At 74.5% G+C, this 21,394-nt stretch carries 21 protein-coding genes; 7 read left to right on the forward strand and 14 right to left on the reverse strand.

The features are described 5' to 3' along the window. Window positions 1-58: 58 nt before the first annotated feature. Entirely contained in the window at window positions 59-982 is a 924-nt protein-coding gene (locus tag COO58_RS12145) for a 5'-3' exonuclease (protein ID WP_091577680.1), read from the forward strand. A 146-nt stretch (window positions 983-1,128) separates the two neighbouring features. Here COO58_RS12145 and COO58_RS12150 read toward each other — a convergent pair whose 3' ends face one another. Then, window positions 1,129-2,016: an MHYT domain-containing protein gene (locus tag COO58_RS12150; protein ID WP_091575125.1), complete on the reverse strand. Its 888-nt coding sequence runs from the start codon at window positions 2,014-2,016 to the stop codon at window positions 1,129-1,131. Between the two features lie 166 nt (window positions 2,017-2,182). Further along, entirely contained in the window at window positions 2,183-4,972 is a 2,790-nt protein-coding gene (locus tag COO58_RS12155) for an RNA helicase (RefSeq protein WP_091575127.1), read from the reverse strand. An 86-nt stretch (window positions 4,973-5,058) separates the two neighbouring features. Here COO58_RS12155 and COO58_RS12160 point away from each other — a divergent pair, with 86 nt between their 5' ends. Both COO58_RS12160 and COO58_RS12165 read left to right on the forward strand, forming a co-directional pair. After that, complete coding sequence (locus tag COO58_RS12160; protein ID WP_091577683.1) at window positions 5,059-5,823, forward strand: HAD family hydrolase; 765 nt, start codon at window positions 5,059-5,061, stop codon at window positions 5,821-5,823. A gap of 27 nt (window positions 5,824-5,850) precedes the next feature. Further along, entirely contained in the window at window positions 5,851-6,780 is a 930-nt protein-coding gene (locus COO58_RS12165; RefSeq protein WP_098745026.1) for a DMT family transporter, read from the forward strand. Here the strand turns inward: COO58_RS12165 and COO58_RS12170 are convergent. Continuing rightward, complete coding sequence (locus COO58_RS12170) at window positions 6,743-7,669, reverse strand: diacylglycerol kinase family protein (RefSeq protein WP_091575132.1); 927 nt, start codon at window positions 7,667-7,669, stop codon at window positions 6,743-6,745. The genes COO58_RS12165 and COO58_RS12170 overlap by 38 nt on opposite strands. A 95-nt stretch (window positions 7,670-7,764) precedes the next feature. Between COO58_RS12170 and COO58_RS12175 the strand changes: the two genes are divergently transcribed. After that, a complete protein-coding gene (locus COO58_RS12175) occupies window positions 7,765-8,508 on the forward strand; it encodes a hypothetical protein (protein ID WP_091575134.1) in 744 nt (247 codons plus the stop codon). 46 nt (window positions 8,509-8,554) lie between these two features. On the opposite strand, the gene COO58_RS12180 is transcribed toward COO58_RS12175, so the two are convergent. From COO58_RS12180 to COO58_RS12190, 3 genes are all read right to left on the reverse strand, one after another. Further along, window positions 8,555-9,205, reverse strand: coding sequence for a fasciclin domain-containing protein (locus COO58_RS12180; protein ID WP_091575137.1), 651 nt, complete (start codon window positions 9,203-9,205; stop codon window positions 8,555-8,557). Between the two features lie 90 nt (window positions 9,206-9,295). Further along, complete coding sequence (locus tag COO58_RS12185; protein WP_098745029.1) at window positions 9,296-10,339, reverse strand: zinc-dependent alcohol dehydrogenase family protein; 1,044 nt, start codon at window positions 10,337-10,339, stop codon at window positions 9,296-9,298. 106 nt (window positions 10,340-10,445) lie between these two features. Next, entirely contained in the window at window positions 10,446-11,147 is a 702-nt protein-coding gene (locus tag COO58_RS12190; protein WP_091575142.1) for a hypothetical protein, read from the reverse strand. A 177-nt stretch (window positions 11,148-11,324) separates the two neighbouring features. Between COO58_RS12190 and COO58_RS12195 the strand changes: the two genes are divergently transcribed. Beyond that, on the forward strand, window positions 11,325-12,209 hold the full coding sequence (locus COO58_RS12195; RefSeq protein WP_255292599.1) for an ABC transporter substrate-binding protein: 885 nt from the start codon (window positions 11,325-11,327) through the stop codon (window positions 12,207-12,209). A 473-nt stretch (window positions 12,210-12,682) separates the two neighbouring features. Here COO58_RS12195 and tatC read toward each other — a convergent pair whose 3' ends face one another. The 5 genes from tatC to COO58_RS12220 form a co-directional block, all read right to left on the reverse strand. Then, window positions 12,683-13,636: a twin-arginine translocase subunit TatC gene (tatC, locus tag COO58_RS12200; RefSeq protein ID WP_091575147.1), complete on the reverse strand. Its 954-nt coding sequence runs from the start codon at window positions 13,634-13,636 to the stop codon at window positions 12,683-12,685. Between the two features lie 21 nt (window positions 13,637-13,657). Next, the gene (tatA, locus tag COO58_RS12205; RefSeq protein ID WP_091575150.1) at window positions 13,658-13,999 is read right to left on the reverse strand and encodes a Sec-independent protein translocase subunit TatA; all 342 of its coding nucleotides are present in this window, start codon (window positions 13,997-13,999) and stop codon (window positions 13,658-13,660) included. A 217-nt stretch (window positions 14,000-14,216) separates the two neighbouring features. Next, a complete protein-coding gene (locus COO58_RS12210) occupies window positions 14,217-14,459 on the reverse strand; it encodes a hypothetical protein (protein WP_369700200.1) in 243 nt (80 codons plus the stop codon). A 16-nt stretch (window positions 14,460-14,475) separates the two neighbouring features. Beyond that, complete coding sequence (locus COO58_RS12215) at window positions 14,476-15,501, reverse strand: YafY family protein (RefSeq protein ID WP_091575155.1); 1,026 nt, start codon at window positions 15,499-15,501, stop codon at window positions 14,476-14,478. Next, window positions 15,498-16,499, reverse strand: coding sequence for a YafY family protein (locus COO58_RS12220; protein WP_091575158.1), 1,002 nt, complete (start codon window positions 16,497-16,499; stop codon window positions 15,498-15,500). The genes COO58_RS12215 and COO58_RS12220 overlap by 4 nt, the downstream gene beginning before the upstream one ends. A 115-nt stretch (window positions 16,500-16,614) precedes the next feature. On the opposite strand from COO58_RS12220, the gene COO58_RS12225 reads away from it, so the two are divergent. After that, a complete protein-coding gene (locus COO58_RS12225) occupies window positions 16,615-17,598 on the forward strand; it encodes a cation diffusion facilitator family transporter (RefSeq protein WP_098745031.1) in 984 nt (327 codons plus the stop codon). Window positions 17,599-17,641: 43 nt separating this feature from the next. Beyond that, window positions 17,642-18,727 carry a DUF3866 family protein gene (locus COO58_RS12230; RefSeq protein ID WP_091575162.1) on the forward strand — a complete coding sequence of 362 codons (1,086 nt, stop codon included), beginning with the start codon at window positions 17,642-17,644 and terminating at the stop codon, window positions 18,725-18,727. Window positions 18,728-18,739: 12 nt separating this feature from the next. Here COO58_RS12230 and COO58_RS12235 read toward each other — a convergent pair whose 3' ends face one another. The 3 genes from COO58_RS12235 to prcA all read right to left on the reverse strand — a co-directional run bounded on the left by COO58_RS12235 (window position 18,740) and on the right by prcA (window position 21,372). Then, window positions 18,740-18,970: a hypothetical protein gene (locus COO58_RS12235; protein WP_091575165.1), complete on the reverse strand. Its 231-nt coding sequence runs from the start codon at window positions 18,968-18,970 to the stop codon at window positions 18,740-18,742. 62 nt (window positions 18,971-19,032) lie between these two features. Then, entirely contained in the window at window positions 19,033-20,391 is a 1,359-nt protein-coding gene (gene pafA, locus COO58_RS12240) for a Pup--protein ligase (RefSeq protein ID WP_091575167.1), read from the reverse strand. Between the two features lie 147 nt (window positions 20,392-20,538). After that, window positions 20,539-21,372, reverse strand: a complete 834-nt coding sequence (gene prcA / locus COO58_RS12245; RefSeq protein ID WP_091575169.1) for a proteasome subunit alpha — start codon at window positions 21,370-21,372, stop codon at window positions 20,539-20,541. Between the last annotated feature and the right edge of the window lie 22 nt (window positions 21,373-21,394).

Genomic DNA, 21,394 nt, shown 5'->3' on the forward strand with positions numbered 1-21,394 from the left:
TCCCGGTGCCGTGCCGGCCTCCCCCATCTCGTCGGAGGGCTGTGCCACGCTGGTCGGCGTGGCACACCGACCCCCGATCCTCCTGATCGACTCCCCCAGCCTCTACTTCCGCGCCTACTTCGGCATCCCCGAGTCGGCGGCGAAGACGGACGACGGCCAGCCGGTCAACGCCGTGCGCGGGTTCCTCGACATGCTCGCCCAGCTGGTGCGCACCCGGCGGCCCGACCGGATGGTCTGCGCGCTCGACTACGACTGGCGGCCGGCGTGGCGGGTGGAGCTGCTGCCGTCGTACAAGGCGCACCGGGTCGCGCCCGAGGGCGGCGAGGTCGTGCCGGACACGCTCTCCCCGCAGGTGCCGATGATCCTGGAGGTCCTGGACGCGCTCGGCATCCGCGCCGTGGGCGCCGACGGCTACGAGGCCGACGACGTGCTCGGCACGCTGTCGGTGACCCAGCCCGGCCCGGCCGAGGTGGTCTCCGGCGACCGCGACCTGTTCCAGCTCGTCGACGACGACCGGCAGGTGCGCCTGCTCTACGTCGGCCGGGGTGTGGCCAAGCTCGACGACTGCGACGACGCGGCGGTCCGGGGTCGCTACGGCGTGCCCGCCGACCGCTACGCCGACTTCGCCGCCCTGCGCGGCGACCCGAGCGACGGCCTGCCCGGGGTGCCCGGCGTGGGCGAGAAGACCGCCGCCCGACTGATCGACCGCTACGGCGGCCTCGACGGCATCCTGGCCGCGCTGGACGACCCCGGTTCCGGCTTCGCGCCCGGGCTGCGCGGCAAGCTCGACGCCGCCCGCGACTACCTGGCGGTGGCGCCCACGGTGGTCCGGGTCGCCACCGACGTGCCGCTGCCCGAGCTGGACCCGGCGCTGCCGACGTCCCCGGCGGATCCGGAACGGCTGCTCGACCTGGCGCAGCGGTGGAACCTGGCCGGCTCCTGCCGCCGCCTGGTCGACGCCCTCGCCACCCCTCGCACCTGACCGGCCGAGCCGCGCCGCAGGCTGATCGCCTCCACCTCGGCGGAGTGGCGGCATCCGCGGCCACCAGACCCCGCCACCTCCCCGACCTGGTGTCGATCATGGCCCAGGATGCGGCCCGGGAAGTGTGACCGGTCGTGATCAGTTGATCACGAGCGGCGGTCGGTGCTCCGGCGCGACGGGAACGGGGCGCCGGGCTGGGCCAGGGTGGAGCGGCTGCGCAGGCCCACCGGGTCCGGCGCCGGTTCGGCCGGGGCCGCCGACGGCGCGCCGTCGAGCCGCGCGGCCACGTACGCCGCGCCCGCCCGGTCGTCGTCGGAGGGCGCCGCGAGCAGCGCGTAGACCAGCCCGACCACCCCGAAGACCACGGCGAGCACGATCGGCACCAGCAGGCCGCTCACCTCGGTGCCGGTGGCCGCGCCGCGCCCCTCGTGCAGGTGCACCGACAGCGCGCTCATCCCGGTGAAGTGCATGCCGTTGACCGCGATGCCCATGACCAGCGCGGAGGCGATGATGGCGAGCGCCCGCCGGACGGTCATCGCCAGCCACAGCGCCACCGTGGCGGCCACCAGCGCGATGACGACGGACAGCGCCACCCGCAGCGGGTCGTAGGCGAGCGAGCCGTCCAGCCGCATGGCCGCCATCCCGGTGTAGTGCATGGCGGCCACGCCGGCGCCGGTGAAGAACCCGCCGGCGAGCAGCCGCAGACCGGTGAGCCGGCCGGTGCCCACGATGGCCAGGCCGATGCCGACGGCGGCCACCGCGATGGCCGTGCTGGCGGCGGTCAGCGGCACGTCGTAGCGGATCCGGGTGCCGCCGACGGCGAAGCCGAGCATCGCCATGAAGTGCATCGCCCAGATGGCCGTGCCGCCCAGGGCCCAGGCCGCCAGCAGGCCCCACCACGCCCGCTGGCCGGCGCCGGTGGCGGTCCGGATCCGGCCGGCGCAGACCAGGCCGAGCGCCGAGCCGAGCACGGACAGCGCGTAGCTGAGCGCGGGCGTGATCCACCCGTACTCAAAGTGATTGATCTCGCCCACGGCGACCTTCCCCCCGATCTGCTACCGACGCGTAACCGGCGCGCCCCGGACATGATCGGACAGGCGTTGACCAGGCATGACACCGACCCCCCGAATGTTCGGGGGGTGGTGTCACAGTGACGGAACGATGCGTCGATTTCCCGCCGATGGTGACCGAAAGTGATTGTCAGGCCGAGGCGTGGTAGGCCAGCACACCCCGGTTGACGGCCGCGATGGCCTGCCGCGCGGTGGCCCGCAGCTCCGTCGAGGCGCCACCGGAGTCGGCCAGCTGGCCGAGCAGGTCGACCACCTGCCGCGCCCACCGGACGAAGTCGCCGGCCGGCATCTCGCCGTCGACCTGGTGCCCGCTGGCGAGCACCTTGGCCAGCGGCTCCCCGCGCGCCCAGCGGTAGATCGGCCAGGCGAAGCCCAGATCCGGCTCCCGGGTGACGGTCAGCCCACGCGCCGCCTCGTCCGCCTCGATGTCGCTCCACAGCTTGAGCGTCTCGTCGACCGCGTCGGCGACCGCGTTGCGCGGCAGCGAGGCCCGCTCGTCGACGTCCCGCCGGGCCTCGAAGACCACCACCGACACGGCGGCGGCCAGCTCGGCCGGGGAGAGCCCGTCCCACACCCGGCGTCGCAGGCACTCGGCGACCAGCAGGTCGGCCTCGGTCCAGATCCGCGCCAGCATCCGGCCGGCGTCGGTCACCTCGCCGTCGGCGGCGAGGTAGCCGCGCGCGGTGAGCAGGGCGACGATCCGGTCGAACGTGCGGGCCAGCGAGCCGGTCCGCCCGGACACCCGCTGGCGCAGCTCGTCGGTGTCGCGCTCCAGCCGGCGGCGGCGCTCCGCCCAGCGGGCGTGCTCCTCCCGGTCCGGGCAGGCGTGGCAGGGGTGGGTGCGCAGCTCGACCCGGAGCTGGCCGAGCTGGTGGTCCTCCCCCACCGCCTGGCGGGATCGCCCGCCACGCCGGCCGGCGTGCCGGTCCAGCCCGGTGCCGCTGACCGCCGCGGCCAGGTCGCGCCGGGCGGCCGGGGAGCGGTGGTTGAAGTGCTTCGGCACCCGGATGCGGGTCAGCACCTCGGCCGGGGTGGTGAAGTCGCCGGGGCTGACCCGCCCGGCCCAGCGGTCCTGGGTGAGCACCAGCGGGCGGGGCTCACCGAAGCCGCCGGTGGCCGGGTCGAGCACCACGGCCAGCCCGGCCCGGCGCCCGGACGGCACCCGGATCACGTCACCGACCCGCAGCCGCTCCAGCGAGGCCACGGCCGCCGCCTTGCGCTGGGTCTGCCCCTGCCGGGCGATGGCCCGCTCCCGGTCGGCGATCGCCACCCGCAGCGCGAAGTATTCGTCGAAGTCACCCTGGTGGCAGGCGGCGTCCGCGCCGTACGCCTCGATCGTCTCGGTGTTGCGCTGCACCTGCCGCGCCAGGCCGACCACCGACCGGTCCGCCTGGAACTGCGCGAACGAGGACTCGAGCAGCTCGCGGGCCGGTGCCGCGCCGACGCTGCCGACCAGGTTGACCGCCATGTTGTAGGACGGCCGGAAGCTGGAGCGCAGCGGGTAGGTGCGGGTGGACGCGAGCCCGGCCACGTGCCGGGGGTCGGTCTCCGGCGACCAGACCACCACCGCGTGCCCCTCGACATCGATGCCCCGCCGACCGGCCCGGCCGGTGAGCTGGGTGTATTCACCCGGGGTGAGGTCGACGTGGGCCTCGCCGTTGAACTTCACGAGGCGTTCCAGCACCACGCACCGGGCCGGCATGTTGATGCCCAGCGCGAGGGTCTCGGTGGCGAAGACTGCCTTGACCAGGCCGCGGACGAACAGCTCCTCGACGACCTCCTTGAACGCCGGGAGCATGCCGGCGTGGTGGGCGGCCAGGCCGCGCTCCAGACCGTCGAGCCACTCCCAGTAGCCCAGCACGGACAGGTCCTCGCCGGGGATGGCGGTGACCCGCGACTCCACCACCCGGCGGATCTCCGCGCGTTCCTCGGGCGAGGTCAGCCGCAGCCCGGCGGCGAGGCACTGCTGCACGGCGGCGTCGCAGCCGGCCCGGCTGAAGATGAACAGGATCGCCGGGAGCAGCCCCTCCCGGTCGAGCCGGTCGACGATGTCCGGGCGCATCGGGCCCCGCCAGCGCGGGCCACGCCGGCCGCCGCCCGGGCCGGCGCTGCGGCCCTCGCCCAGTTCCAGCCGGCGCATCGTGTCGCGGGTGTAGCGCAGCAGCTCGGGGTGGACGTCGTGCTTGCGGGCCGCGTCCGCGTCGTGGAACAGGTCGAACATCCGCTTGCCGACGAGCATGTGCTGCCACAGCGGCACCGGGCGGTGCTCGGAGACGACCACGGCGGTCTCGCCGCGCACGGTGACCAGCCAGTCGGCGAACTCCTCGGCGTTGGAGACGGTCGCCGACAGCGAGACCAGCGTGACCGACTCCGGCAGGTGGATGATCACCTCTTCCCAGACCCCGCCGCGGAACCGGTCGGCCAGGTAGTGGACCTCGTCCATCACCACGTAGGCCAGGCCGTCGAGCGTGGCCGAGCCGGCGTAGAGCATGTTGCGCAGCACCTCGGTGGTCATCACCACCACTGGCGCGTCGCCGTTGATCGCGTTGTCGCCGGTGAGCAGGCCGACGTGCTCGGCGCCGTAGCGGTCGACCAGGTCGTGGTACTTCTGGTTGGACAGGGCCTTGATCGGGGTGGTGTAGAAGCACTTGCGCCGGGCCGGCGCGTCGCCGCCCGCCGGCGCGCCGGGCGCGCCGCGCAGCGCCAGGTGCACCGCGAACTCCCCCACCACGGTCTTGCCGGCGCCGGTCGGCGCGCAGACCAGCACCCCGCTGCCCCGTTCCAGGGCCTCGCACGCCTCACGCTGGAAGTCGTCGAGATCGAACCCGAGGTCACGGGCGAATTCGTCCAGGGCCGGGAAGGCGGAGGCCTGCGCGGCCCGGCGGCGCGCCGCGGCGTACCGCTCGGCGGGGCTCGACATGAACCCAAGATTAATCGGTACCGCCGACGACCACCGGTCAAGGCCGTCCGGCAGGACGGTCGGAGCGGGTCGGTAGGGTGCACGACGTGCCGGACCGTACCGAACTGCCCCACGCCTCGAGCGGCGCCGACGACGCCGTCCGCCCGAGCCCGTCCCGCCGGCCCGTGGAGGCGGTGCTCTTCGACTTCCACGGCACCCTCGCCCAGGTGGAGGAGCCGCTGGCCTGGGTACGGGCCGCCGCGGCCGCCTGCGGGGTCGAGCTGGACCGGATCCGGGCCACCTCGCTGGCCGACCGCCTGCTCACCGCCGGCCGCGCGGGCGGGCCGTTGCCGGCCCGGGTGCCGCCCCGGCTGGCCGAGCTGTGGGCCGACCGCGACCTCTACCCGCACGCCCACCGGGGCGCCTACACCGGGCTGGCCGAGACCGTCGACACCGGCATCGACGGGTTCGCCGACGCGCTCTACGAGCGGGTGCTCGTGCCCGAGGGGTGGGTGCCCTACCCGGACACCGGGCCGGTGCTCGGCGCGCTGCGGGCCGCCGGGGTGAAGGTGGCGGTGGTCAGCAACATCGGCTTCGACCTGCGCCCGCTCTTCGCCGCCTGGGACCTCGACGCCCTGGTCGACGCGTACGCGCTGTCCTACGAGGTGGGGCGCTGCAAGCCCGACCCGGGCATCTTCCTGCGCGCCTGCGGGATGCTCGGCGTCGACCCGGAGCACACGCTGATGGTGGGTGACACGCCGGCCGACGCGGGCGCGGTGGCGGCCGGGTGCGGTGTGCTGGTGCTGCCGTGCGCCGACGCCGGCCGGTCGAACGGGTTGGGCGCGGTGCTCGACCTGGCCGGGGTCGGCTGACCGGGCGCCCCGGTTAGGGTCAGGGGCGTGACCGCCGACCGCCCCGTACCGTCGCGCGCGCCGGGCCGGCTCGGCGGGGTCGCGCTGGTGCTCGGCGGGGCGCTGTCCGTGCAGTTCGGCTCCGCGGTGGCCGCGCTGCTGTTCCCCCGTACCGGGGTGGCCGGTGCGGTCACCCTGCGGCTGACCCTCGGCGCGCTGCTGATGCTGGTGGTGTGCCGGCCCCGGCTCCGCGGGCACGGGCGCGGCGACTGGGCGGCGGTGATCGCGTTCGGCCTGGCGTTGGCCGGCATGAACTCGATCTTCTACCAGGCGATCGGGCGGATCCCGCTCGGTCCGGCCGTCACGCTGGAGGTGCTCGGCCCCCTGGCGCTGTCGGTGGTCGGCACGCGCCGACTCGCCGCCTGGTGCTGGGCCGGGCTGGCGCTGGCCGGGGTGGCCCTGCTCGGGCAGGGCGGCTTCGACCGGCTGGACCCGCTCGGCGCCGCGCTGGCGCTGCTGGCGGGCACGATGTGGGCCGCGTACATCGTCTGCTCGGCCCGGGTCGGCGCGCGGTTCCCCCGGGCCGACGGGCTGGCCCTGGCCCTCGCGGTGGCCGCGCTGGTCACCCTGCCGATCGGGCTGGCCGACGCGGGCGGCCGGCTGTTCCACCCGGCGGTGCTGGGGCTCGGCGCCGGGCTGGCGCTGCTCGCCTCGGTGCTGCCGTACAGCCTGGAGCTGGCGGCGTTGCGGCGGCTGCCCACCGCGACGTTCGCGGTCCTGATGAGCCTCGGGCCGGCGATCGCCGCGCTGGCCGGGTGGCTGGTGCTCGGTCAGGCGCTGCACCCGGTCGAGGTGGTCGCCATCGGGCTGGTGGTCGCGGCGAGCGCCGGCGCCGTCCGGGCCGCCACGCCCCCGCCACCGGTCACCCCGGCGCCGGCGGTCAGCGCAGCAGCCGCAGCGCCGACGGCACGGCGCTGACCGTCACCGGCAGGTCGAACGACCGTTCCCCGTCGACGTAGGTGGTGATGCCCTCGGCGGCCAGCTCCACGGTCCGCGCCCGGTACGCGCGCACCAGCGGGTGCGTCACGTGGGTGCCCTGGTAGATCCGCGGCTTCACCCGCATCAGGGTGCGCCGGTCGAAGCGCCCGCCCACCACCACGTCCAGCAGCCCGTCGGTCGGGTCGGCGTCCGGACAGATCCGCATCCCGCCGCCGTAGCTGGCCGCGTTGCCGACCGCGACCAGCACCGCGTCCACCTCCTGCGGCACCCCGTCGAGGGTGAGCCGGTAGCGGCGCGGGCGCAGCCGGGCCAGCTCCACCAGGATCGCCAGGTCGTACCGGCGGGGCCCGCGCGGCCAGCGCATCCGGTTGGCCCGCTCGTTGACGATCGCGTCGAAGCCGGCCGCGAGCACCGCGCCGTACCAGCGGTCGTCGCCGCCGGGGCGGGACAGCCGGGCCAGGTCGACCGGGCGGGACCGGCCGGCGGCCAGCGCGGCGGCGATCGTCTCGACCGCCGCGAGCGGGTCGGCCGGGAAGCCGGTCTCCACCGCGAAGTCGTTGCCGGTGCCAGCCGGGACCGGCCCGAACGGCACGGCCGTGCCGGCGACCGCCTGCACCGCGCGGTGCACCGTGCCGTCGCCGCCCACCGCCACCAACGCCCCGGCGCCGCCGGCCACCGCGGCGTGGCACGCCGCCTCCGCCTCCACCGGGGTACGGGCGGTCAGCAGCTCCACCGGGCGGCCGGCGCCACCGAGGCGCTCCAGGATCCGGGGCAGCAGGCCCCGGTGCCGTCCCCGGCCGGCGGTCGGGTTGGCGAGCACGGCGACGGGGCCGGGCGGGACATGATCGTGCGCGGTCACGGCGAGCACCGTACGGCACGAGCCGCGCCCCTCACCAGGGGCGACGTCGCCACCGCCCGGCGACGGGGCCCTGGCGCCGGCGGCGGTGCGCAATACTGCCCGCCATGCGACCGCGCAGGTTGATCGCCGTCCTCGCCCCGGTGGCGTTCGCCCCGCTCCTGCTGGCCGGTGGGCTCTGGTGGGCGCAACGACCGGTCGAGCCGGCCTGGCACGACAACGCGGTCGCCGACGCGACCGACACCGTCGACCGGGTCGAGGCGAGGTTCGCCCGCGACCACCTCTACACGGCCGAGGAGTTCGTGCACGCCGCCGGGCAGGAGCCGGCGGTCACCGTGCTCCAGGTGCGCGGCGAGACGCACTGGCAGACCGGCGTGACGCTGGTGCTGCGGGTGACCGGGCACGGCGCGGGGGTCAACGGCCGGGGCGAGACGGTCGAGGGCACCGAGTCGGTCTGCTTCCGGCTGCGCCTCGGACCCGAGCGGGACGACCGCGACGACGACATCGACTGCCCGGCCGGCGATCCGGTGCCCGTCCCGCGGGACCCGTCGCTGGACGGCGTCGACGACCGGCTGCGCCGGGCGCTCGGCACGGCCGGCCCCGACGAGGCGGCGGTGCGCGCCGCCGTGGCCGGGCTGAAGCTCGACCCGGCCGTCCGGCAGGAGATCGCCGTCGAGGGCGGCACAATCGGCGTGGCGTTGCGGGCCAGCCAGTACGACTGCCTGCTGGCACGGGTCGGTGCGACGGGCGCGCAGACCTGGCGGCCGTCGCACACCCAGCTCGCCCCGGGCGAGCTGAGCTGCTCCGCCGGGCTGGCCCTGAGCAGTCAGTTCGGCCGGCGCGAACGCTGACGGCGCCCGGCACGGGAGGTGCCGGGCGCCGTCGACGGCCGGTGCGTCAGGGCAGGTCGATCGGGCGCAGCACCCGGTCGACCGCGTGCGCGATCTGCTTGTTGCCCTTGTTGATGTCGTAGCGCACCACCCGCGCGTCGCGGTCGCTGGTGTCGGCGTCGACCAGGCGGACCTGCCGGCCGTACCAGCAGTGCTTCACGTCGACCTCGACGGAGGCGCCGAGCGCGGTCGCCAGCTCCGCGCCGTCGGCCTTCAGCGCCGCCTTCCGGTCGATCGTCGCGCCCGGCACCACGTGGTAGAGCAGCACGTCCTCCACGGTGTCCACACCCAGGCCGGCGACCGCGTCGAAGGCCGCCTTCTCACCCGGCAGCTTCTTCGCGGCGGTGATGTCGCGGACCAGCTCGCGGAACGCGTAGTCGTTCGGCACGAACGCGGTCAGCGCGACCGTGCCGTCGGTGAGCACCTTCACCGGCGAGTCCGGCTTGGCCTGCAGCACCGTCAGGACCGCCTTGGTGAGCACGTCGAAGTCCCGCGAGTTGTGGTCGAAGCCGCTCTTGTCGGCGGTGAGCACGGCGGCCAGCGACCGCGTGCCCGGCTGCTTCGCGCCGGCCTGGGCGGGAGCGGCGACGGCGGTGGTGGCCACCGCCGCGGCCGTGGCGCCAACGGCCAGGCGGGCGGCGAGACGAGCGATGTTCATCGGGGAGCCTTTCGTCGAGGCGACCAGGTCCGTGACTGTCGTCACGACCCTTGCTTCGCCCCGACCGTCCCCGGTGGATGCACCCGAACCTCAGAACGTGACGCGGACCTTCAGCGCGGTCCGCTCGTCCATCGCCCGGTAGCCCTCCGGCACGCCGGAAAGCGGCACCGAGCGGTCGAACACCGGCGCCGGGTCGATCACGCCGGCCAGCACGTCGGCCAGCAGTTCCGGCAGGTACGCCCGGGCCGGCGCCACCCCGCCGGCGAGCGTCACGTTGCGGTTGAACATCTGCCGGACGTCCACCCCGGCGCTGCCGCCGTGCGGCACCCCGACGTAGCCGACCGCGCCGCCGTCACGGGCGATCGAGATCGCGGTACGCATCGACTCCTCCGTGCCCACCGCCTCCAGCACCGCGTGCGCGCCGTGACCGCCGGTCAGCTCGCGGACCGCCTCGACCGCCGCCTCACCGCGCTGCGCCACCACGTCGGTCGCGCCGAACCGCCGGGCGATGTCGGTGCGGGCCGGGTGCCGGCCCAACGCGACGATCCGCTCCGCGCCGAGCCGCCGCGCGGCCAGCACCCCGCACAGGCCGACCGCGCCGTCCCCGACCACGGCCACCGTCGCGCCCGGACGCACCCGGGCCGCCAGCGCGGCGTGGTGACCGGTGGCCATCACGTCCGACAGGGCCAGCAGCGCGGTCAGCAACCGGTCGTCGCCGGCCGCCTCGGCGGGCAGCCGCACCAGCGTGCCGTCGGCGTACGGGACGCGTACCGCCTCGCCCTGCCCACCGTCGGAGCCCGGCGTCCCCCAGAACCCGCCCCGCGGGCAGGACGTGTGCAGCCCCTCCCGGCAGAACTCGCACGTGCCGTCGGACCAGACGAACGGCGCGACCACCAGGTCACCGACCCGCACCGAGGTGACGTCCGCGCCGACCTCCTCGACCACGCCGAGGAACTCGTGCCCGATCCGCTGCCCCGGCGTTCGCCGCACCACCCCCCGGTAGGCCCACAGGTCACTGCCGCAGATGCACGCGAGCACGGTACGCACCACGGCGTCGCCGGGTTCGCGGACGGCGGCGTCCGGCACCTCCTCGACGCGGACGTCGTTCGGGCCGTGGATGACGGTGGCGCGCATCGGTGGTTCCTCCGGGCGGTGCGGGCGGGTGGCTTCGCGCGAACACTAGACCGCGCGTCGCCCGCCCCCGCCCCACCGCCCGGAACCGGTGGTGGCGCTCACCCGATCAGCGGACGAGCAGCCGCTTGCTCAGCGAGGCGACCCCGTCGCCCTTGACCTTGAGCGTCCAGTTCCCGGCCGCGCCCAGCGTCACCACCGTCTCGGCGGTGCCGTTCGGCTCCGCCTTCAGCTCGGCGACCCGCTTGCCGTCCGGGTTGAGCAGGTAGAGCGTCCGCGCGCCGGCGGTCTTGTTGGCCACCTTCAGCGCGAGCTTCTCGCCCGGCTCGGCGATCAGCCCGTCGTCGACGCCGGTGAGCGTGTCACCGGACAGCTCGATGGTGAGCGCCCGGTCGTACGCGGTCTCGGCCGCGGCGCTGGCCACCGTGCCGTCGTCGGAGACGGTGATCCGGGTCCGCACCCCGTCGCCCTGCCGGCCCGGCTTGCAGGCCACCTCGTACGAGCCGGTCTCCAGCTGGGCCCGCAGGTCACCCGTGCGACCCGCCGGCACGTCGGCCACCTCGGCGACCACCTTGGTGAAGCCCGCGCCCTCCCGGCCGTAGAGGTAGACCCCGGTGGCCTGCTGCCCCCGGTTGGTCACCGTGAAGGTGACAGTGCCCGGCGTGAACAGCGTGGTGGTGACCTCGCAGCTGGTGTCGGTGGCGGTCACCGGGACCTGCTCGCCCTTCGGCGCGGGCTCGTCGTCACCGCAGGCGGTGAGCGCGGTGGCGGCGCAGAGGGTGACAAGGACGGCGGCGGTACGGCTCTTCATCGGGCTCTCCGGAGCGGAGGTCAGCGTGCTGACCGGGGGTGGGGCGCCGACGCCACCCCGGGACACCGCCCCGGGGGACTCGGCGGAGTCAGCAGAGTCTAAGCGGGCGCGGCGTCCCGGCAAGGCCCGAGGGCAGCCGAATGTCCGCCTCCACGACGACCGGGCATGATGGGCGGCATGCGGCTGGTCTCCCTGCTTCCCTCCGCCACCGAGATCGTGTACGCCCTGGGCCTCGGCGACGACCTGGTCGGGGTCACGTTCGAGTGCGAGGTGCCCCCGGCGTACCGCGCCGGCGTCGCCGTGGTCGTGGGTGGCCGGGACACCCGGGGCATGAGCCCCGGTGCGATCGACGCGTACGTCAGGGAGCAGCTCGCGGCCGGCGCCGACCTCTACACGCTGCACGCCGGCGCGCTGGCCGAACTGGACCCGGAGCTGATCCTCACCCAGGACCTGTGCCGCGTCTGCGCGCTTCCGTCCGGCACGGTCGCCGACGCCGTCGCGCATCTCGGCTGCCGGGCCGACGTGCTGTCGCTCGATCCGTACACCCTGGACGACGTGCTGGACTCGATCCGCGCGGTGGGTACGGCCGCCCGAGTGCCCGACCGCGCGGAGGCCCTGGTGGACGGGCTGCGCGCCCGGCTGGCGGCGATCCGCGCGGCGGTGGCCGGTCGACCCCGGCGGCGGGTCGCCGTCGTCGAGTGGGTGGACCCGCCGTTCGGCGCCGGGCACTGGATCCCGGACCTGGTCGACGTCGCCGGTGGCGAGCCGGTGGCCACCCACCCCGGGGTCCGGTCCGCGCCGACCACGTGGGCCGACCTGCGGGCGGCCCGCCCCGAGGTGGTGCTCGTCGCGCCGTGCGGTTTCCACCTCGACGGGGCAGCCGACCAGGCGGCCTCGGTGGCCGGGCACTTCCCGGACGCGGAGGTGTGGGCGTTGGACGCGGACGGGCTGATCGTGCGGGCCGGCCCCCGGCTGGTCGACGGCGCGGAGACGATCGCGGCGATCCTGCACCCCGACGCCGTCCCCGCCGCCCGACCCGACGCGGCCCGCCGCGTCGCCTGACCGCCCACCCCGCCTCGCTCCGTCGCCCGAGTCCCGCCCCAGCCTGCCCAGCCCGGTTCGGCTCGGTTCGGTTCGGTTCGGTTCGGTTCGGTTCGGTTCGGTTCGGTTCGGTTCGGAGTGATGATCAACGCCAGGTCCCCGAAGTGGTGGCATCACCGCGCCCCTGATACCGCCACTTCGCCGATCTGGCTCCGCCCCCGGCCCAGCCAGTCCCCTGTCACGAACTCGCATCCCTCCCGCCCGCCGTCACCGACCCGGCAACCACACATCGGCCCGCCGACGCGTTGACCTTGCGGCAGGGAGCAACGTGCACCTCCGAGATCCTTCGAGGCGCCACAAGTCCACGATCGGCTGCACGAGGGCTGATTGATGCCGGGAGGGGGCACCGGGATGCGCCTGCTTGCGGACCGGGATGCGCGAACGCCGTCCCCGTTGCCGGGGACGGCGTTCGTGATGCGGCGCGACGGGACCGGTCAGGTCATGTCGTCGTAGCGGCGTTCGATCGGCGCCGGCGCGGCGACCGGCTCGGGAGCCTCGACCGGGGCGGACGCCTCGATCCGGGCACCGGTCGGTACCGGCTCGCTCGACAGGTCCAGCGGCGAAACCTCGTCGTCGGCGATGCCCGCGTAGACCTCCTGCCCACGCCCGCGCCGCCGGTCGTTGAGGAACGCCACCCCGACCGCGGCGAAGTAGAGCGCGGAGAGGCAGAGCGCCAGCGCGGTCATGCCGAACGGGTCGGGCGTCGGCGTGACCACCGCGGAGAACGCGAAGAACACGAAGATCGCCACCCGCCACCAGCTCAGCAGCCGCTTGGCGCTGGCCAGGCCGACGAAGTTGAGCATCAGCACGATCAGCGGGAACTCGAACGCGACGCCGAACAGCAGGACCAGGTTCGTGACGAACGAGATGTAGCGGGTGACCTCGAGGGTCGTCGAGATGTCGTCGCCGGAGACGTTGAGCAGGAACTCCAGGCCCTTGGTGGTGACGAAGAACGCCAGCACCGCACCGGCGGCGAACAGCGGCGCCGCCAGCGCGGTGAAGACGTACGCGTAGCGCCGCTCGTGCCGGTGCAGGCCGGGCGCGATGAACGCCCAGAGCTGGTAGAGCCAGATCGGAGCCGCGATGATCAGGCCGACCCAGAGGCCGATCTTGAGGTTCAGCAGGAAGACGTCGGCGACGCCGAGCTGCACGAACAGGCACTTGCCGGTTTTCGGATCGATTGCCTGCGGCAGGTCGCAGTAAGGCTTCGACAGCAACAACCGGACCGGCGTGGCCAGCCAGATGCCGAAACCGAAGCCGACCAGGATCGCCAGCGACGCCCGGAACAGCCGGTTACGCAACTCCCGGATGTGCTCCATCAGGGTCATGGAGCCGTCGGCGGCGCGTTCGAACGTGCTCGGGCCGCGCTTCCTCAACGCGAAGGCCACGGTGGTGGGGGCCCTTCCGGATCAGTTCTCGCGGACGCGCTGCACCGGGTCGACCGGCGGGGCGACCGGCTGCTGCGGCTGCGGGGCGTACCCCGGCTGCGGCTGCGGCGCGTAGCCCGGCTGCGGCGCGTACTGCTGCTGGCCCTGGATCGGCTGCTGCGGCGGGAGCGGCTGGTAGCCGTTCTGCGCGTCGGCCTTCTCGGCCAGGTCGCGGTCGTCGTCGTGCAGGCTCTTCGTCTCGGCCTTGATGATCCGCAGCGAACGGCCCAGCGAGCGGGCCGCGTCGGGGAGCCGCTTCGCGCCGAACAGCAGGATCAGCACGACCACGAGTACGGCGATGTGCCACGGCTTGAGGGCACCCATGGGAAGCTCCAGTCGCTCTGTGTCGGTGAGGGTGAGGTCGCCGCCCATCGTACGTGCGTCGCAGCGGCTTGCCACCCCCGGCGGGCCTGCTGGTGCGGGCCGGCCGGTGAAGTCTCGACCAACCCGAGTTGTCCCGTCAACCACCCACGGGGGCGCATTCGTGCTCGCAACCGCCCCGGATCGCGCAGCTATCGCTCACCGGACCGACCGGCGTCGATCACTCGCCGCGCCTGGCCTTGATCAACGCGATCCGGTCCTGCGCCACGGCCGCCCGCTCCTGCAACGACTCGGCGCGGGCCTGCAACTCCTCGGCGGCGGACCGCAGCGACTCCGCCTCGGCCTGCCGGCTCTGCAACGCCAGCGCCGAACGGCGCAACCGGGGCAGCCGCGCCACCACCGGGCGGATCGCCAGGGCCAGCACGACCAGCGCGAACACCACGACCCCGAGCACGATCCACATCACCACGGCGGTCAGCCTAGCGGGTGACGCCGGTGGCCGCCGGGTCGGCGCTGCCGGCCGGGGTGGCGCTGCCGGCCGGGCTGGCGTACGCGTCGAGCGCGGCGACGGCCTGGGCGCGGACCTGCTCGGCCAGCTCGGCCGGGGCCACCACGGTCACCTCGGGGCCCAGCCCGAGCACGAACCGGCGGGCCCAGCCCAGGTCGGTGACGCGCAGCGACACCAGCCACTGCTCGCCGTCGGCCTCGACCCGCTCGCACGGATAGTATTCGGTGATCCACCGCTCGCCCCGGCCGATGCGCAGCGTGATCAGCGGCAGGTCCGCCGAGGGCCGGAACACACCGTCGCTGAGGTCGTGCGGGCGGGCCTGCGGCGGCACCACGGCCTGCTCCGGCAGCTCGGTGACCGCGTCGATGCGGTCGGCCCGGAACAACCGGACCGCCTCGGCCCGACGGCACCACGCCTCCACGTACGCGCGGCCGCCGACCATCAGCATCCGCAGCGGGTCGATCGTGCGCTCGGTGGTCTCGTCCCGGGCCGGCGTGTAGTAGGTGATCCGCAACGCCCGGCCCCGCTCGACGGCGGCGCGCAGCTCGCGTACCCGGGCATTGTCGCCGGGCAGGCGGACCTCGACCGGCGCTCCGGCCAGGTCGCCCGCGGCGCTCTCGATCTTGGCCAGGGCCCGCTCCACCGCCTCGCGGTTGGCCACCCCCGGCGTCTCGGCGAGCATCCGCAACGCCACCACCAGGGCCAACGCCTCGTCCGGGGTCAGCCGCAGCGGGCGGTCGATGCCGGCGTCGTAGGTGATCGTCACCCGGTCACCGTCGAACGCCATGTCGATCAGGTCACCGGGGCCGTAACCGGGCAGCCCACACACCCAGAGCAGCTCCAGGTCCTCGCGGAGCTGCCGCTCGGTCACGCCGAGGTCGTGCGCCGCCTCGGCGATCTCGATGCCGGGGCGGGCCAACAGGTAGGGCACCAGGTTGAGCAGCCGGGCCAGCCGGTCGGCGGACGCGCGGCCGGCGCGGGCCGCGGGGCGGGTCACCGGGCACCTCCCCCGGCCACCGCCAGCTCGTCGTGCCGGGCGGCAACCTCCTTCAACCGCTGGATGACCGCCTCGCGCACCTCCGGCGGTTCGAGCACCCGCACGTCCGGGCCGTAGCCGACGATCTGGCCGGCCAGGAAGTCGGCGTCGGCGTACGGCAGGACCAGCCGGTCGCCGTCCGGGCCGGCGTGGCTCTCCACCGCCCAGCGGCGCAACCCGGCGGCGCGGCCCGGCGCGGCCAGCACGGTCGCCCGACCGGTGCGTTCCACCGGCCCGGACCAGCGGGCCACGTGGCTGATCAGGTCCACCCCGGCGGGCGGCTCGTAGGCGCCGGCGTCACCGGTCGCGCGGACCGTGCCGACCACCCGGGACAGCCGGAAGCAGCGGGTCGCCGCACGGTCGAGGTCGTGGCCGACCACATACCACCGGCCGCGCCAGCAGACCACGCCCCACGGCTGCACCCGGCGGCGGGTGGGCGCGTCCCGGTCCGGCACCCGGTAGTCGAAGCTGACCTCGCGCCGGTCCCGCGCGGCGGCGGTCAGCGGCGCGAACGCCGGGTCGACCGTCACCATCGGCTCCAGGCCCAGCGTGGCCTGCGGGTCCACGTCGATGCCGGCGGCCCGCAGCTTCGCCAGGCCGGACGACGCGGCGGCGGCCAGGCCGGCGTGCTGCCACAGCCGGGCGGCGATCCCCACGGCGGCGGCCTCGTCCGGTTCGAGCGGGATGTCGGGCAACGCGTATTCCCGGTGGGCGATCCGGTAGCCCGGCTCGGCGTCGAAGACGCTCGCCGTGCCCGTCTCCAGCGGCACCCCCAGCTCCCGCAGCTCGGCCTTGTCCCGCTCGAACTTGCGCTGGAACGCCTCGTGGTCCTTGGCGTCCTCCGGGTCGTGCTCGTAGCCGGGCACGGTCGCGGCGATCTGGGCGGCGGTCAGGAAACGCCGCGTGGACAGCAGGCAGATCACCAGGTTGACCAGGCGTTCGGTACGGGTCCGGGACACGTGCAAACGCTAGCAGCCCGCGCGTCCGACGCGGGCACCCGCGCGGGCGCGGCGCGGGCATCGACCCGTTCGTCTCCGCCCGGCGGCCGGACGGGGCCGGCCCTAGGGTGATCGCATGGCGGATGCGGAAGTCAAGTCCGAGAGCGTCGGCACCGTCGTGGTGGCCGGCGCGGCGAACCTCGCCATCGCGGTCGCCAAGCTGGTCGCGGGCCTGATCTCCGGTTCCGCCGCGATGCTCTCCGAAGCCGCCCACTCGGTGGCCGACACCACCACCGAGGTGCTGCTCTACCTGGCGCTGCGGCGGGGCGCGCGGCCCGCCGACACCCGGCACCCCTTCGGGTACGGCAAGGAGAGCTACGTCTGGGCGTTCCTCGCCGCGCTGTTCACCTTCGTCGCCGGCGCCGGCTTCGCCATCACCCACGGCGTCACCACGATCCTCGTGCACGAGCACACCGGCGACTACCTGATCTCGTACGTGGTGTTGGCGGTGTCGTTCGCCATCGAGTCGGTGTCGCTGGCCCGGGCGGTACGGCAGGTGCGCCGGGAGTCCCGCCGCTGGCGCGCCACCCCCCGCCGATACCTGCGGCTGACCGCCGACACCACGGTCAAGGCGGTCTTCCTGGAGGACACCGCCGCCCTGATCGGCCTGCTCATCGCCGCCGCCGGGCTCACCCTGTCCCACCTCACCGGCGACGAGCTCTACGACGGCATCGCCTCCATCCTCATCGGCGCGCTGCTGCTGGTCGTCGCCGGCATCCTGGCCCGCAGCAACATCTCGCTGCTGGTCGGCCGCGCCGTCTCCGAACGGGTGCACCGGCAGATCGAACGGGAGCTGGAGGAGGTGCCGACGGTGGACCGCGTCGACACCCTGATGACCATGTTCCTCGGCCCGGAGGACATCCTCGTCGCCGCCAAGATCGACTTCCGCGACGACGCCACCGGCGCCGACATCGAGGCCGCCTCCGACGAGGCCGAACGCCGGCTCACCGACCGGTTCCCGGAGATCGCGTACGTCTTCCTCGACCCCACCCGCTCCCGCGGGCCCGGCGGGCGCGCCCGGACCACGCAGGAGGAGCCCCCGCCCGGCCGGGACGGCTGACCCGGCCTCGGGACGCCCCGACGCCGGCCGATAGCGTGCCGGCATGGTGCGATGGCGGTCCGGCACGGTCACGACGGTACGGCGGCGGTGGGCCGGCGCCGTCGAACTCGACGTCGACCTGCCCGACGGCGCCCGGATGCGCGCGCTGGCCTACCCGGCCCTGGTCGGCGACCCGCAGCCCGGCGACCGGGTGCTGCTCAACGCCGGCGCGCTGCTGATGGGCCTCGGCACCGGCGGGTACGCCCTGGTCGTCGCGCTGCCCGACCGGCTTCCCGCCGACCCGCCGCAGGCCGGCGACAGCCGCGACGCCGGGCACCTGGTCAAGGCCCGCTACACGCCGCTGCAACCGATCCTGCTCGGCGTCGACGAGGAAGCCTCCCCGCACCACGACCGGCTGGCCGCCGCCGAGTCCGTCGACGGGATGCCGGTGGTCACCGCCGACCTGCACTCCGCGCTGCCGGCGATCCTGGCCGGCGTGCACGCCGACGCCCCCCGCGCCCGGGTCGCCTACCTGCTCACCGACGGTGGCGCGCTGCCGGCCTGGTTCTCCCGCACGCTGGCCGGCCTGGCCGACCGTCTCGTCGGCACGGTCAGCGTGGGGCAGGCGTTCGGCGGTGACCTGGAGGCCAGCACGCTGCACAGCGGCCTGCTCGCCGCCCGGCACGTGCTCGACGCCGACGTGGCGATCGTCGCGCAGGGGCCGGGCAACCTCGGCACCGGCACCCGCTGGGGCTTCTCCGGCGTGGCCGTCGGCGAGGCCGTCAACGCCGTCGCCACGCTGGGCGGACGCGCGGTCGGCTCACTGCGGATCTCCGCGGCCGACCCCCGGCCCCGACACCGGGGCGTCTCGCATCACAGCCTCACCGCGTACGGCCGGGTGGCGCTGGCCCCCGCGGAGCTGGTCGTGCCCGACGGCCTCGACCCCGACCTGGCCGCCGACGTGACCGCGGCGCTCGCGCCCCTGACCGACCGGCACCGGATCGTCACCGTGCCCGTCGACGGGCTCGACGCCGCACTGCGGGCCAGCCCGGTCGGACTGTCGACGATGGGTCGCGGGCTCGACGCCGACCACGCCTACTTCCTGGCCGCGGCCGCCGCCGGCCGGTACGCCGCCGCCCTGCTGCGCTGAGCGGGAGCGTCCTCAGCCCAGGAAGAAGATCAGGCCCAGCCAGACGCCCACGATCAGCGCCAGCGCCACCGCCAGCACCCACGTCGGCACGGTGTACTCACCGCGGCGGTTGCGTTCGACCTCGGCGCGGATCTTCTCCCGCCGCCGGTCGATCCAGTTGAGCTTCTCGGTGCCGCCGTCCCGCTCGCGGCCGGAGGTCCGGCCGGGCTCGCGGCCGTGAGGTTGCGGTTCGGAAGTGTCCATGGCGACGCCAGCGTACCGGTGCCCCGGCGGCCGGCGCCCGCAGGCACCGGCCGCCGCCGGCCTCACATGCTCGCGATCAGCCGCTCCACCCGCTCGTCGTACGCCCGGAACGGGTCCTTGCACAACACCGTGCGTTGCGCCTGGTCGTTCAGCTTCAGGTGCACCCAGTCCACCGTGAAGTCACGCCGCTTCTCCTGCGCGTGCCGGATGAACTCGCCGCGCAGCCGCGCCCGGGTGGTCTGCGGCGGCGTCTCCTTCGCCTCGAAGATCTCCGGGTCGGTGGCCACCCGGTCCACCTCGCCCCGACGCTCCAGCAACCCGTAGAGGCCCCGCCCGCGCCGCAGGTCGTGGTAGGCCAGGTCCATCTGCGCCACCCGCGGGTGCGACAGCGGCAGGTCGTGCTTGCGCTGGTAACGCTCGATCAGCTTCAGCTTCGTGATCCAGTCGATCTCCCGGGCCACCGGGTCCAGGTCGCCGGTCTCCACCGCGCGCAGCACCCGCGCCCACAGGTCCACCACCCGCTTGGCGGTCTGGTCGCCGCCCCGACGCTCCACGAACTCGGTCGCCTTGGCCAGGTATTCCTGCTGGATCTCCAGCGCCGACACCTCCTTGCCGGAGGACAGGCGCACCTTGCGCCGCCCGGTGATGTCGTGCGACACCTCGCGGATGGCCCGGATCGGGTTCTCCAACGTCAGGTCCCGCATCACCACGCCGGCCTCGATCATCCGCAGCACGATGTCGGCCGTGCCGACCTTCAGCAGCGTGGTGACCTCGTTCATGTTCGAGTCACCGACGATCACGTGCAGCCGGCGGTAGCGCTCCGCGTCCGCGTGCGGCTCGTCCCGGGTGTTGATGATCGGCCGGCTCCGGGTGGTCGCCGAGGAGACACCCTCCCAGATGTGCTCCGCCCGCTGGGACAGGCAGTAGACCGCGCCGCGCGGCGTCTGCAACACCTTGCCCGCGCCGCAGATCAACTGCCGGGTGACCAGGAACGGGATCAGCACGTCGGCCAGCCGGCCGAACTCGCCGTGCCGGGACACCAGGTAGTTCTCGTGGCAGCCGTACGAGTTGCCGGCCGAGTCGGTGTTGTTCTTGAACAGGTAGATCTCGCCCGCGATGCCCTCGTCGTGCAGCCGCTTCTCCGCGTCGACGAGCAGGCCCTCCAGGATCCGCTCACCGGCCCGGTCGTGGGCCACCAGGTCGGTCACCGAGTCGCACTCCGGCGTCGCATATTCCGGGTGCGAGCCCACGTCCAGATAGAGGCGGGCGCCGTTGCGCAGGAACACGTTGCTCGACCGGCCCCACGACACCACCCGCCGGAACAGGTACCGCGCGACCTCGTCGGGGGAAAGCCGGCGTTGCCCGCGATAGGTGCAGGTGACGCCGTACTCGGTTTCGAGGCCGAAGATTCGCCGCTCCATGATGAGACATTAGCCGCCCGGAGCCCCCGATGGGCAGCGCCGACGCTCACCGCTTGCGATCTCCCCCACGCAGATCGGTGAGGTGGCGGCATCCGTACGCGCAAGACCCCGCCACCTCGGCGAGGTGGCGGGGTCCGCAAGCAGACGTCACTCGGCGGGCCGGTCCTCCGCGTTGCCCTCCAGATCGGCCGAACCCGCCGACGTGGTCGGCTTCTTCGCCTCCTCCGTCGGCACCGTCGGGGTCTTCGCCCGGCCCGGCGCCGGCGCGGTGTCCGCAGCCGCGTCACCCTCCAGCAACCCGGTCAGCGCCGCCCCGGTGACCCGGCGGAACGTCCGCCCGACCCGGCCCCGGTCCAGGACCGCCACCTCCAGCTGGTTCGCGGCGATCGTCCGGGCCGCCCCGCCCTCGCCACCGACGCTGCTGAGCGCCTTCATCGCGGCGCGCACCGCCTCGGACAGCGACATCTCCGGCCGGTGCTCGTTCTTCAGCACCCCGGCGATCGCCTCGGACTGGCCACCCATCGCCATCCGGCCCGGCTCGTCGTTCACCGAACCGTCGTAGGTCACCCGGTAGAGGGAGTCGTCGTCCGGCGTGGCGCCCACCTCGGCCACGCAGATCTCCACCTCGAACGGCTTCGACTGCTCGGTGAAGATCGCACCCAGCGTCTGCGCGTACGCGTTGGCCAACGCCAGACCGGTCACGTCCCGCCGGTCGTAGCTCAGTCCGTTGAGGTCGGCCATCCGCACACCCGCGCGCCGCAGGTTCTCGAACTCGTTGTACCGGCCCACGGCGGCGAAGCCGATCCGGTCGTAGATCTCACTGACCTTGTGCAGCGTGCTGGACAGGTTCTCGGCGACGAAGAGCACCCCACCGGCGTAGCTCAGGACCACCGCGCTGCGGCCCCGGGCGATGCCCTTGCGGGCCAGCTCGGAACGGTCGCGCATGATCTGCTCGGGCGAGGCGTAGAACTGCATGGCCACGGCGGCGGTTCTCCTTCTTGCG

It is taken from the genome of Micromonospora sp. WMMA1996 (assembly GCF_002573675.1).
Classification (GTDB): domain Bacteria; phylum Actinomycetota; class Actinomycetes; order Mycobacteriales; family Micromonosporaceae; genus Micromonospora; species Micromonospora sediminicola.